The 14,330-nt window shown below is 38.1% G+C and carries 7 protein-coding genes and 1 tRNA gene; 2 read left to right on the top strand and 6 right to left on the bottom strand.

The window, feature by feature from the left end:
• Positions 1-49: 49 nt before the first annotated feature.
• The 6 genes from BN338_RS03630 to BN338_RS12095 form a co-directional block, all read right to left on the bottom strand.
• A tRNA-Gln gene (locus tag BN338_RS03630) sits at positions 50-120 on the bottom strand.
• Positions 121-184: 64 nt separating this feature from the next.
• Positions 185-943: an iron ABC transporter ATP-binding protein gene (locus BN338_RS03625; RefSeq protein ID WP_039759135.1), complete on the bottom strand. Its 759-nt coding sequence runs from the start codon at positions 941-943 to the stop codon at positions 185-187.
• The gene (locus BN338_RS03620; RefSeq protein ID WP_039759134.1) at positions 940-1,890 is read right to left on the bottom strand and encodes an iron chelate uptake ABC transporter family permease subunit; all 951 of its coding nucleotides are present in this window, start codon (positions 1,888-1,890) and stop codon (positions 940-942) included. The genes BN338_RS03625 and BN338_RS03620 overlap by 4 nt, the downstream gene beginning before the upstream one ends.
• Positions 1,883-2,839 carry an ABC transporter permease gene (locus tag BN338_RS03615; protein WP_039759133.1) on the bottom strand — a complete coding sequence of 319 codons (957 nt, stop codon included), beginning with the start codon at positions 2,837-2,839 and terminating at the stop codon, positions 1,883-1,885. The genes BN338_RS03620 and BN338_RS03615 overlap by 8 nt, the downstream gene beginning before the upstream one ends.
• A 99-nt stretch (positions 2,840-2,938) precedes the next feature.
• Complete coding sequence (locus BN338_RS03610) at positions 2,939-3,889, bottom strand: siderophore ABC transporter substrate-binding protein (RefSeq protein WP_039759132.1); 951 nt, start codon at positions 3,887-3,889, stop codon at positions 2,939-2,941.
• Between the two features lie 162 nt (positions 3,890-4,051).
• Positions 4,052-4,369, bottom strand: coding sequence for a hypothetical protein (locus tag BN338_RS12095; RefSeq protein WP_198003674.1), 318 nt, complete (start codon positions 4,367-4,369; stop codon positions 4,052-4,054).
• A gap of 67 nt (positions 4,370-4,436) precedes the next feature.
• On the opposite strand from BN338_RS12095, the gene BN338_RS03605 reads away from it, so the two are divergent.
• Both BN338_RS03605 and BN338_RS03600 read left to right on the top strand, forming a co-directional pair.
• Entirely contained in the window at positions 4,437-9,692 is a 5,256-nt protein-coding gene (locus tag BN338_RS03605) for an autotransporter outer membrane beta-barrel domain-containing protein (protein ID WP_244427606.1), read from the top strand.
• 678 nt (positions 9,693-10,370) lie between these two features.
• Positions 10,371-13,517, top strand: a complete 3,147-nt coding sequence (locus tag BN338_RS03600) for an autotransporter outer membrane beta-barrel domain-containing protein (protein ID WP_039759130.1) — start codon at positions 10,371-10,373, stop codon at positions 13,515-13,517.
• Positions 13,518-14,330: the final 813 nt, after the last annotated feature.

Raw genomic sequence — 14,330 nt, 5'->3', positions numbered from 1 at the left:
CTGACAAGCTACAGACAAGCTACAAACAAGCTACAGCTACACAAGCTCCATGGGGAACTTGGATTCGAACCAAGATTGACGGAGTCAGAGTCCGCTGTTCTACCATTAAACTATTCCCCAATAAGCTAATTTTAGCATTTCTAGCAGATTCTGCGGTGTAGGCAAATGCAAAAAATCTTTATGATTACCGATAATAAAGGGCGATAGGGATGTCATTGATTATTTTTATTTGAATATCGACATCGTAAATATCTTTAAGAACTTCGGGTTGCATAATTTCTTTTGGAGTTCCACAATAGGCCGCTTTTCCATTTTTCAGCGCTACAATCATATCTGAGTAAGATGAGGCAAAATTAATATCGTGCATGACAATAAGGATGGTTTTTTTCAGTTCATCAGCTGTGCGCCGTAGCTGTTTCATCATAGAAACGGCATGTTTCATATCCAGATTGTTTAATGGTTCATCTAAGAGAAGATAATCAGTATCTTGGCAAATAACCATGGCGATAAAAGCACGTTGACGCTGCCCTCCAGAAAGTTCATCTAAAAAACAGTCTTTTAAATCTTGTAAGCCGAGATAGCGTAGTGCACTGTCGACAAATTGTTTATCTTCATGTGTATACCAGCCTTTCGAATAAGGATAGCGTCCGAAACTCACTAAATCATACACAGTTAATCGGAAGGATAAAGGATTATCTTGACGCAAAATTGAGAGCTTTTGAGCCAAAACGTCATGGGGTACTTTATCAATATTAAAGCCGTCGATATGAATTGTTCCTTGGTGGTGTGGTAAAAGACGTCTTATCAGCATTAAAAGAGTTGATTTTCCTGAACCATTGGGACCAATGAGAGAAATAATCCCCCCTTTGGGTAGATGAAGGCATAAATTATCGATAATCAATCGTGCTCCATAAGCCTTGGAAAGATGATTGATTTCAATCATTTTAGTTTTCCCTTCATCAGTAACATTAAGAAAACAATTCCTCCACAAAACTCAATGATAAAACTTAACCGTCCTGCCATGTGAAAAATTTGCTCTAAAATAAATTGTCCCCCCACCAAACAAATAATCGCTAATAATATTGCAATCGGCACAACGACACTGTGTTTTGCTTGAGGAGAAAGTTCATAGGAAAGATTGGCAACTAACAGTCCAAAAAAGGTGACAGGGCCTACTAATGCGGTGGAAATAGAGACAAGAATGGAAATAAAAATAAGGACAGCTGTCGCACTTTTTTGGTAATTAACACCAAAATTGAGAGCATTTTCACGTCCTAAAGCCAAAATATCAAGGAGATGACGGGAACGCCATCCAATCAAACTCACAATGAAAACAATGAGTGTGGCAAAGCTTATGAGGGACGTGTTAAATTTATTAAAATTTGCAAACATAATATCCGTTAAATTCATCATTTGGTCTGGATTGAGTTGCAATTGCATAAACATCCGCAAACTAAAAAAAAAGCCACCTAAAATAACCCCCATTAAAAGCGTCAAGTGAAGTCCTTTTAAGCTTCCTGAAAAGAGCCAGCGAAAAAGGCTTATTGAAAAAAAAATGAGAATGAGAGCTTCGAGAATGAGTTGTCTTTGTTCATTCAAAAAGGGTAAAGAAAGAGAGCCTAAAAAATACATCAAGACAGTCTTTATTAAAATATAAAGCTGATCAAATCCCATAATTGAAGGGGTCAGAAGACGGTTATTCGTGATTGTTTGAAATAAAACGGTAGAAACGCTTATTGCATAGGCAATAAGAAGCAAAGAGAAAAGTTTTGTAAGACGAAATGTCCATGTATAAACATTGATATTCCACGTCATGTAAAGACTAATAACAGTCCATGCTATGATGATAAGCGTTGTTAATACACATATTGTTTTTTTTCTTCTATCCAAGACGCTTTCTCCAGCGTAAAAGCAGTATCATAAAAATAAAACTACCAATTACTCCCATTATAGTACTGATGGGAATTTCAAGAGAAGGATGAATGATTCGTCCTAAAAGATCACAAATCAAGACCAATCCTGCACCGCTAATGGCTACCCAAGGAGCAGTATAGCGCATATTATCTCCCATGAAACTTGAAACAATATTTGGAATAATCAATCCAACAAAAGGAATACGGCCGACAGTACAAACAACAACAGCAGTGATCGAGGCGATAATAAAAAGACCAAAAAACATGACAACACGATAATTCAATCCAAGGTTGTTGGTTAAATCTTCTCCTAAGCTTGCAACCGTAAAACGATCAGCCGTACAATAGGCCAGAATACAAAGAGGAAGGGATAGCCATAAAAGTTCATATTTTCCCTCAAGAATCATGGCAAAACTACCAAATAAGTAAGCTTGAAGAGAGGGAAGTAACATTTCATAATCTGCAATGGCATTGGTTAAAGAGCCAATAATATAGCTTAGCATAATCCCTGTAAGGGGGACAATGAGAGCAGATTTTAGAGGAATGCGGCGTAATAAAAACATAAAAAGTAAAGTACCTGTTATGGCAAAGATTGTCGCAACGACCATTTTTCCTAAAACAGGAATATCGGGCAGAAAAATCATAATAAAAAGAATGCCAAGGGAAGCAGATTCAACGGTCCCAGAGGTTGATGGCTCGACAAAGCGATTACGTGTCAACAGTTGCATAATCATGCCTGAAAGTGCAAGTGCTGCGCCTACTAAAAGGACTGAAATGGTACGAGGAAGACGTGTTTGCCAAAAAATAAACCAAGCATGGGGATCGGCTGCGAAGAGGTCAGAAGGTGTGACATCAGAATAACCAACAAAAATACTGAAGATGGATAAGAAAATTAGAAGTGTTATGGTTCTCCAATAATTCTTCACGTCACTTTCTCACAAAACTCAATAAAAAGCAAAGGTTGTTTCATAAACAACCTTTGCTTTTAAATTTTATTCATATAGCAATCAAGCTCTTTCGTGTGCTTATTTGCCCTTTGTAAAGGCTTCATTAATCTGCTGTGCGGTTTCAAAGAGCCCCGTTAGACCACCACTTGCACGATACCAGCTCCAAGAGTCCAAATAAATAATTTGGTTTTGTTTGCTTGCTGTTGTGCGGTGCACAAGCTCATTGTTGAGAAGTTGTGCTGCAGATTGCCCTTCCCGTCCAATAGCAGCATCGCGATCAATCACCAACAACCAATCAGGATTTGTTTCAAGAATAAACTCAGGAGAAATAAGTTGTCCATGTTTTTGTACGGTGAGTTTATCGGTTGCAGGAGCAATTCCAAAAGCGGAATGGAAAATATCAAAACGTGACTTTGGCCCTAAAGCACTGATTTTTCCACCAGAGGTCATGAGGATGAGTCCAGTGCCTTTTCCTTGGGTATTTTTACGGACTTCAGCTAAAGTCTCATTGAGTTTTGCAATTTCCTTTTCTGCTTCCTGTTCTTTGCCAAAAATTTTTCCAAGGATAGACATATTTCGTTTAATATCTTCAAGAGAATTTTCGTTTCCTACTGTGAGATCAATTGTTGGAGCGATTTTCGATAAATCGTTATATTTTGCTTGGGTTCTGGAGGAAATAATAATCAAATCGGGTTGAAGAGTGGCAATTTTTTCATAATCTGGTTCAAAAAGAGTGCCAATTTTTTCATATTTAGCATCATCAAATTGTTGCAGATAGGAAGGTTTCTTACCTTCAGGAATGCCAACAACCGCTTTGATACCAAGACGATTCATATTATCGAGCGCGGCGATATCAAAGACAACAACCTTTTGTGGAGAAGCAGGAACAGAAGTCGTTCCTGAAACATGATCAATTGTTATATTTGTCTTAACACTCGTATTTGCAATACTCATCTGAGTCCATAAAACCGTTGCAAAGCTAATTGCAATCAGTAAAACAGAAGTCACCCATTTCATATATTTTATCATCGTGATTTTATCCTTTTATCTGATATTACAAGGGGTTGTGCACTTAAAAACCTTAATTTAGGTATTTTTATGCACAAAATGACACTTCAATAAATAACACTATGTTGTAAAACCGACTAACATATGTTACAAATCGTTCACTTACCTTATTTTCACTTAATTCTAGTGTTTTTGCAACATATTTAGAAAGTTTTGACATATGATCAATGTATTTAAAAAGCGTACACATTTGTATGCACTGACAACGAGTGCTTTCTTCTTTTTACAAGGTGTAGATGTTTCTATGGGGAATAATTGGTTCCCATTCTCTTCGCCTGTAGTGTCTTCATTTGCGTCATTTCTCCCTAGTTCTGTCTCTAACGCAATCTCTGACCAGATAATTTCAATGGCAATGGATTCAGCTAGAAGATCTATTACTGACTCAATTTCTGAAGGTGTAACTTCTGCCTCTAACGCAATCTCTGAAATCCCTGATGACATAATTGCAATTCCTGGATCTATTATAACTACAGGGCTATCTTCAGCATTTCAATATTTAGAAGGAGTATTGGAACCTCCATTAGAAGCAAAGCCTTCAACGCCTAGAGCGTACGTTTCTATAAAAGATCTTCCTGGTTCACGAATACCTCTTTTTGCGCTTTTTCCTGAAGAACGTCGTACATATAGATGTCAAAATAGTTCTGATGATTCAGAGCGTGGAACCATTATATGTGTAGACGGTGAACAATATACAATAAAAGGAGGTAAGATTCGTGTAGCAAAATACGGCGATAATGCTGTGTTTGCAGTGGGGTATCTTGTTGCAAATAATGCGCGTGGTTCGCGTTCTAGGGCTATAAAGAATGCCGATTCCAGAACTACCGGAAGTGTTGTTAACTCTTCGCATTCCGGTGTTGTAAAGAGAAATGTAGTTCCCAGAACTAGAACTGTAGATATTGCTAAGGCGACAAATGTAAAGGTAGAAAGTGTATCTATTGTTGGTGTAGATCCTGAAGGCTTTGATGTTAGAAATGCTGTTATGGGATTTGGGAGTGCTGTATTTTCGTTAGCCGGTGCAAAGGTTGAATTGCTGAAGTCAAACATCGAGAACTTTGCTACTGGTCTTGAGGCTGGGTACAAAGGAAATATTCATATGAAGGGAGGAAGCATCAAAAAAACTTTTTTCGGTGCTTCAGCTAGTATTGAATCGTCTATTTTTTTAGAGGGAACAGATATTAATGTGGAAGTCGTTAATGAGAAAATACCTCTGGATGTAGTTGGTTTACATAGTTCTGATAGATCTCGAATAACGATGAAATCTGGATCAATTACTTTCGCAAAAGGTGGTGTGGGGGTTTTGGCGGAAGACGAGGGATTTGTTAAACTAGAAGATGTTAGAATTAATATTGCTGAAAAAGAGAGAAACAAAGAGGAATCTCCAGAAGAAAGTTTAGATGAAGGGGCTGCTTCTAGTGTACTGGGGCCAAGTGTTGTTTTTTTATTGGATGGTGGTTTTGTTTCTTCTAATCGTGTAACCTTTGACGGTTCTAATGCTATTGCTCTGTGGATAAATAGTGAATATAGTATTGAAGATGGTCTCTTTGGTGTCATTACTTCAAGTTCTGGTAGTGGAGATGTCGATGATTTTGCTGAATTTGTTGATGATATTGTTGCTGATCGCTATGCCAACATTAGTGCTGCTATCAATTATTCGAGTATTACAGTAAAGGATAGAGGCTCTTATGGTATATATTTTGGTGAACCAGAGTTCGAAAAAAGAAGTTTAGACACAAGTGGTCAAAGTGAAGGAGGAGAAGACTCAAGTGTTAGAGTTAGAAGAAGTAGTGATGTTGCAGGGCCAACTGTAGCTACTGTGGATAAACTAGAGAGCCGAGTATCTTTTCCGGAAGAACCGGAAGAAGATGGGGAGCATATAGTTCTTTTAAGACGTTCTGTTCTCAAGGTTCCAGATGGTGTAGCCATTTATGGTAAAGATTTGAGTGGTTCTGTTGTTTTAGGGAAAGACACAGTAGTTTCTGGTGATCTATTGTTGCATGCTGCAGGTTCTTCTAATTTGTCGGTTTTTGCTCATGGATCTAGTATTGCAGGTTCTGCGCGCATTGATGAAAATGCTAGTGCAAACCTTTTTTTATCTTATTCGGAGTGGCATTTAGAAAAAAGTAAGTATAGTAATGAGGCTTCGAATACGGATTGTATAGATTCGTGTGTTTCGTCTATAGATCTCAGCAATAGTACTATTGCGTTTCTCCGATCCGAAGGTGAAGATAGAGCTTATCAAATGCTTCGCGTTGGGGAGGGGAGTGGTGCGGTTTACGCTGCTTCTGGAGATTCTTATATTTACTTTAATGCGCGTTTAGTTCCTACTGATTCGGATAGTGATCAAATGTCTGACAGGCTTTTGATCCACGGTAATGTTTTTGGACAAACGATAGTGCGTGTAAAAGATACTTCAAAAGGAACACAACAAGATCAGAATAAACCTCATAGTATTTCAATTATTCAGGTCTTTGGACAAGCAGAGAAGGATTCTTTTAGGCTAGAAGGTGGTTATATTACACGAGAAGGGTCGCCTTATAAGTATGTTCTTCAAGCTTATGGTCCAACCATTTCTTCGGAAATGCAACCTTTTGATAAGAAATTAATTGCGGGTAGTGGAAATGATAGTGGAAATGTTTGGGATTTTCGTTTAGAAAATCAATATGTTGTTCCTCGTGTTTCTAGTACTGTCACTGGCGCTGGTGAAGGAGAAAATGGTGATCCGGTGACATCTTCTGTGTCTGGAGGATCTGGAGCTGTGGTTTCTTCTCCAAGTATTTCACTTTTGAGATCTGATACAGGTGATGATGATTCTATAATATCTAGAGGTAGGATTTTTTTAGAGCCTCAACCTATTACTATATCTAATAGCCTTACACCTATAAGTTCAACAGCTTCCGTGAGTCCTTCTGTTTCTGCGAGTTCTGAGAAATCTGCTGCATCTTCTATTGGAGCAGTTGGGCGTGTTCTTTTGCTTAGTCATTCTGATAATGGAGGTGTTTCTTCTCAGTGTGACAATACGGGGAAAAATGGTGAAGAGAATTCGCAAACTGCTTACTTATGTGATGATGGCAAGTCATATGAAATAAGTAATCGTACCTTGAAGGTAACGGATAAAACTCAACATCCTATGCATGCAAAAAATCAGAATACGGTTATTAAGTTAGGGGGTGTCACTGTTGTTGGTTTGAATTCTTCTGATGATAATAATACTGAATTTACTACATTAAATCCTGTGAGTGCTGTGCTTGCAGAAAACAATGCAGAAGTTATTTTGGATAAAAACTCCACAATTCAATCTTCTGTGATTGGGCTTGAAGCTAAAAGTGGCGGAAAGATCAAAATGGCTGATGGAACGGTCAATGCTCATTATGTGGCTGCTTTTGCAAATTCTGGATCGTCTGTTAAATTAAGTAATACGAAAATTGACATGATAGGGGATTCTGCTTTAGCTGGTTTGGTAACTAAGGCTGGTGAGATAAGCATGGACTCTGGAGCTATTACTCTGGAAAAAGGAGTGGCAGTCTGGTCAGAATCTGGGGGCAGCGTTAAATTAGACAAAGTGCGCATTACTGCGAAAAAAGCGCAGAATAAGCCATTTTCTGCAGAAAATTTAGAGCGTGCTGCTTTTCTGTTGAGTAATAATTCTTCTGTTGATTTTAAGAATGGAAATGTTGTTACTGATGCTAATGCTTTGTGGATTGTAAAGTCTGGTGATGGTGGGGTTGATGCTGGTTCTTCGAGGAGAAGGAGATCTTCTGAGGTTCGTCCTCCTATGAATCGCGCAAATATTGAGTCTTCTATTGTTAAAGTGGAAGGTGAGGGAACCTATGGTATATATTTTGATGGATTAACACAGAAAGAAGGGAGTAAACAAAATCGCAGTAAGGATTTAGGAACTGAGAAAACAAGTGTTGTTAAGCGGAGCGCTGTATCCAAGCAGGAGAAAACACCTATAGGCATAACGGGAACAGTTTCGTTGAAAAAAACTGATTTTGAAGTTGCACAGGGTATAGCGATCTATGGCAATAGTTCTGGCGGTCATGTTTCATTAGAAAATAAAACAACTCTTGTTGGTGACTTATTATTGAAAGCTGAAAATGGTTCTAATATATCGGTTTCCGTTGATAGTTCTATTGTTGCCGGCGATGTTCGTGTTCATAAAGATTCTTATGTAAAATTAGATTTGGCCAATAGTTCAGAGTGGATTCTCAAAAGAAGTGTACAGAAGGATTTGGGTGCATCAGCCTTAGGATGTGTGGATTCATGCGTTTCTTCTGTGAGTCTTGTAAATAGTACTATTGATTTTGAACCTTTGGAATCTAAAGGACAATATCAGACTCTCCATATCGGAAATGGGAAAGGCACAGTTTATGAGGCGCAGGGTGGTGCTGTAATTCATCTCAATGCTCGTTTAAACCCTAATGATCCGAGTGGTCAGCAAGTAACGGATCGACTTGTCATTCATGGTGATGTTGCTGGAAAAACAAAAATACATGTACGAGGAGATGCGGGCAATGGTGGAAATGGTCAAGCCAATGCCAAGATTGCCCACAGTGTTTCAATTATTCAGGTTTATGGTCAAGCGAAAAAAGATTCTTTCCAACTCGATGGCAATTATGTTGCACTGATCAACTCACCTTACAAATACACTCTTCGTGCTTATGCTCCAGAAGCGACTTCGAAACAGGAGCATGTTCAGCAGAAATTTGTTAAGGATGGTGGAGAGTTTTGGAACTTCCGTTTGGAAAATCAATATGTTAAGTCTTCTGGATCTGCCGGACTTTCTGACCAGTTTGTAAAGTCTGTTGTTCCTCAAGTGCCAACGTATCTCATCTTGCCTAATAGCGTATTCCATGCTGGTTTGATGGATATTAACAATCAAAATAAACAGTTGGAAACATTACGGATGACTTCTACAGGAATGGTAGAGGTTCGTGAGAATCTTGCTTTATATCTACGTGGCTATGGTGGAAGTTACCGTTATGCTTCAGATTTATCTGCGCTTGAATATGGTTATGACGGCGAGATTGACTATCGTGGTGTAGAGGCAGGTGTGCTGCTGCAAACTATTGAAAATACTGACAGTGTTTTATCCTTTGGTGTTATGGGAACTTATGGAAAACTTTCTCTGCAGCCTTTGGATGTTGAGTACAGTCAGAAGAGTGCATTTGATAAATGGACGGCTACAGTCTATGGTAGCATGCAACATAATGTTGGATTCTATGTCGATGGTCTTTTATCCTATGGTCTATTCAATGGTGATGTTCTCACTCTTGCACGGGGTAAAACAGCAACATTGAAAGGCAATCCTTTGGGTGTTTCTTTATCTGGTGGTCAGACAATTGTGACAGGATATAAGGGCTTTGTCTTTGATCCACAGGTTCAGGTTGTTTATCAGCATCTCCAGTTTAATAAGGCCCGTGATATTGACAATTTTGATATTGAAATGGGCAAACTTGATCAGTGGGTGGCACGTGTTGGTGGACGCTTAACAAAGACTCCTACGGGTTCTGAAGGTGTGGATGCTGTTGCTTTCTATGGTAAGCTTTATCTTGCGCATGGTTTTGGAGAAAAACAGACTGTACATTTTAATGATGCTTTCAAGTTAGGGGCATTTGGTTCTTCATTAGAAGCGGGATTAGGCTTTAATGCCAAATTGTTGCCTCAGTTTTCTCTGCATGCTGATGTTCTCTATCAGCATAAGCTTAATAAGGCAGGTTTTTCTGGAGCAAGTTTCTCTGGAGGCGTGCGTTATCAGTTCTAATATAAGCTACATGATGTACTTTTTAGGAAAGGCAGCACACTGTGCTGCCTTTTTTCTTTATAACAACTTGTGTTGTTCTTAAAAGATACTCGTCTTCTTGATATGAAGAAAAAACATAGTTTTTTATTGTAAATATGAGCGCGTTTTTCTTCGCTAAAGCGAATTTTCTTAAAAATTTTGCTGCTGATGATGTGATAGAGTGACTCACTTGTATGGATTTTTAAGCGTGCAGGAGTCCAATATGTGTTATGTTCTCTTTTCTTGTATCATATTGATATTATTTGATATAATATTTTATGCTTTTTAAAGCTCGTTTTTGAGCGTTTGTTTTTCACTGATTTAAATCATTTTTTCATTCATCTCTTTGTGGATTAATTTTTAAAGATCACACGGTTTGGTTGTGTCTTAAAATTAATTGCACGTACTGATTTTATTTTTCTTTACACGAAATACGGAATGCATTATACACTTATAAAGTGTGTGTTGTTGTTATTCTCTTATAGATAGTTTTGCGTGTAGAGCGTCTGACAAGTTTATAGGAATAATTTATTGCACGGTTCAAGTGAGCATGAGGCATGTCTTTTTTGTTACACCTTATCTATTTTGAGGTGTACAGTAGGATGTTTTGCAAGTGCTTTTATTTTTTAATGAGAGGGGAAGGAAAGTTTCGAGGGAACGATGATTAAAGTTTTTAGAAATCATGTATGTTTATGTGCTTGTACAACAGCTGTCCTTTCTTTTCTCCAAAATGGAGTAGTGGTTGATGCAAGTGCAGAGGAGCGTCTTAGTACGTCTTCTTATAGTAGTAGTACGTCTTCTTATAGTAATAGTAGTAGTCTGTCTTCTTATAGTATTGGCAGTATCGATAGCGGGATTGATATGTATGTCCTCTCAATGGCTTCGCCCATTTCAAACGGAAATTATTTTATCAGTGGTGTTGATGGGCATCCTATCTATAATGATAGATCTAGCGGTGGCAATAGCTTTGGCTTTTGGGGTGGAGGGAGCGAGGAAAAAGGAAGTAAATATGCCTATGAAATATATGACAATGGGGAGCTTATATCATATGTATATGATGATGCATATTATATATGTGATAATTGTGGAACGGACTCTAAAATTGATAATAGATCTTATACAATTACGAAAGAAAATGTTTCCAACTATCCTGCAGATCCTACTGCTATAACGGTGAAGCGGATAGGCACAAAGGTTAGCGGAAAAGGTGTAACGGTTAGCAGTCAAGTTGCCGATAAGACTTTTCTAATGGGGGTGCACGTGTTAGAGGACGGTAAGGTTGTTTTGGACAGTCCGGTTATCAAAAATACAGTTATAGCCCTTCGTGCGAGTAATGGAGTGATCGAGGTAAAAAATGGAGAGATTGGGGAAAGTCATGAAGGTGTTGATGCAGCAGATCGTTCATTCGTTCTTTTAGAAGATACAGACATTAAGACAGCTGATGGGAATGCAAGTCTTTTAAGTTATGAACGTTCAGAAGTTTGGATGTCAGGTGGATCAGTCGATTTTATGAACAGCCATGGGGTTTCTTCGATGTTAGGGGGGAAGGTAAACCTCGAGAATGTTAAAATTACTGGGAAAGGTAAAGAGAAAAATTCAGATAATCATGCAGTTTTGCATACGGATTTAGAGGGGACCGTTAACTTAAAAGGTACGACTATTCATGCTATGGGTGTCCATGGCATATTATTACAAAATACAGTAAATTCTACTTCTCTGCAGGAAGTTAAAGATTTATCGAATGAGAGTTCTCATTCTGAGTCTGGGGTTTTTGCGACTGAAGTTAATATTAAATCCTCTACTATTAATATAAATGGCAAGGGATCTTACGGTATATATTTTAAGGGAGCAAAGCCATGGAGTGAAGATGGGGATAAAAAAGAGGAGACTTCATTAGGAGAAGAAAAATCTCCACCACGATTAGAAGTTGTTAATTTGGATGCAACAGAGTTTTCTGTTGTAGACGATACGGCTCTTTATGGTGAAAACCTTATTTCTGGTGCGGTCAGTTTGATGAAAAGTACTCTTCATTCAGGGAACTTTTTATTAAAAGCTGAGAAAGGGGCTTCTCTAACGGTTTTGGCTGATGGTTCTACGCTTGAAGGTCGTGCTCACGTTGATAAAGATTCTAATGCCGAACTTTATTTGGGAGGTCACTCTACATGGATTTTACAACAACAGTTGCAAAGAGATCAACATAAGGCTGGAAATGATTCTTCTATTTCATTGGTCAGTCTTATGGATGGGAGCTCTATCAATTTTAAAAGACAAGAGTCTTCTTCTGTCGATGATTATCAAACCCTTCATATTGGAAAGGGAAAAGGTGAAGTTTATAGAGCACGGGAGGATGCCTCTATTTCTCTTAATAGCTATCTGAATGAAGGGGGAGATCTTGGTCATCAAAAAACTGATCGTGTTTTAATTCATGGGGATGTTTCGGGAAAAACAATGCTCCATGTGCATGCTGTTGCGGGAAGTCCAGGAGGATACACGGGAACAGGGGGGAATGATCAAGGACTTTCAATCATTCAGGTTTCTGGACAAGCAAAGCAAGATTCTTTTCAGTTGGAAGGTGGCTATGTAGCGTTAGATGAATTACCTTATCAGTATAAGCTTTATGGTTATGGTCCAGAATCTGATTTAGGAAAAGCTAATGCTGGTCAAAGGTTAGTGGAAGGAAGCGGAGAGTTTTGGGATTTCCGTCTCGAGAGTCGATCTATAGATTCTGATATTAAACCTAAACCAGATCCTATTCCAACCCCTCCTGCTCCAACTCCTCCTGCTCCTCCCCCCTCTCCAGAACCAGCTCCAGAGCTTCATCCTGTGCCTAAGCCGGGCGTTAAGGCTGTTGTTCCGCAGGTTCCGACTTATCTTCTTTTGCCTAATGCCTTACGTCATCTTGGTTTGATGAATGTTAGCAATCAAAATAAGCAGTTGGAATCTTTGCGAATTGCTGCTGGCGGTTTGTTAGAGAGTCGCGAAAATCCTCTCTTTTTTGTGCGCGGTTATGGCGGTCATCATCGTTATACTTCAAATCTTTCTGCGCTTGAATATGGTTATGGCGGTGAGTTGAATTATAATGCCATAGAGGCCGGTGTTTTGCTGAAAGCAATCGAAAATATGTATGGGACGACTTCTTTTGGAGTTATGGGGTCTTATGAGAAATTTTCCTTGCAACCTGTGAATGTTGAACAGAGTCAAAAAAGTACATTTGATAAATGGTCCGTTGCGGCATATGGCGGTATGCAGCATGATGCGGGGTTTTACGTTGATGGTCTTGTATCTTATGGTTTCTTAAAGGGTGATGTTCTTACAACAGCACGGGGTAAAACGGTAACATTAAAGGGAAATCCTTTAAGTGCTTCATTAATCACTGGTAAAACATTTATGGTGGGAGAGGATGGTTTTATTTTTGATCCGCAAGTTCAGGTTGTTTATCAATATCTTCAATTTAATAAAGTGCGTGATGTGGATGGCTTTGATATTGACTTAGGAAAGCTTCATCAGTGGGTAGGGCGTGTTGGAGGGCGTTTAACAAAGATGCTGGTTGCTAATGATGAGGCTCGAGTTATTTCTTTCTATGGCAAGCTTCATCTTGCTCATGGTTTTGAAGGAAAACAGTTTGTACATTTTAAAGATGCTTTTCAGCTAGGAGCTTTTGGTTCTTCATTAGAAACTGGATTAGGTTTTAATGCTCAATTGTCTCAAAAATTTGCACTTCATGGTGATTTGGTTTATCAGCATAAGCTAACAAAAGCTGGTTTTTCTGGAACGAGTTTTTCGGGTGGATTGCGTTATCATTTCTAATGTTGTTCCTGTTTTTGATTAATTTTAAAAAAAGCCACAAGTTAAGCTTGTGGTTTTTTCATTCTCTATTCATTTTGTTGTTATAGCCTTTTTATAGAGTATGATTTTGCATCTCTTTTTAATATGTTTTGGGGCTTGGCTTCTTTTATTTTTCTTGAAAAACTGAATAAATTTGTACGTTATCGTTTCAAAGTATGTCTTTTAGAGTTTCTTCATATTTTTTATAACATACCGATTTGTAAAGATATTATTTAATTCAAAATACTAAAAATATTTTTGATGCTGTTAAATTGATAAAAAACATTCGTTTGCATGTGTAGGATTGGCAGATAGATAAAAAATCATTTATAATAAGGAGACAATATCGTTTGGAGAATTGTGTTAAGAGAGAGGATTGACACCATTAGAAATTTGAAAGAAAAAGATGCTGTTCAAGCGCAATGAAGGCTGTATCGGATATACTTTATATGCTATATTTGCTGCTGTTGTGAAAGGGGGGTGGAAGGAATGAGAGATATCTGAGAAAACTGGTGTATGAGAAACATCATATTATTTTTTTGAGAAATATATTTTTAAGAATGCAATAAATAACAGGATGAAGTCATGGGTAACCTTGACTTTTTAAAGATACAGCTCTGAGGATTTTTGAGTGTTGTAAAGTCGAATAAAGAGATGATAAAAAATAGGAATTTCTTTTGACTTTTACACGTTCCTATTCTTTCTAAATGAGGCTAATTTCCATAAAGATTGCCTAAAAACAGATATATCTCCCCCCTTGTTCTCCAATTTAGACATATATTTTATTTTGTTTAC

Source organism: Bartonella queenslandensis AUST/NH15 (assembly GCF_000312585.1).
GTDB classification, from domain to species: Bacteria; Pseudomonadota; Alphaproteobacteria; order Rhizobiales; family Rhizobiaceae; genus Bartonella; species Bartonella queenslandensis_A.
This window is presented reverse-complemented; position numbering and strand designations above follow the sequence as displayed.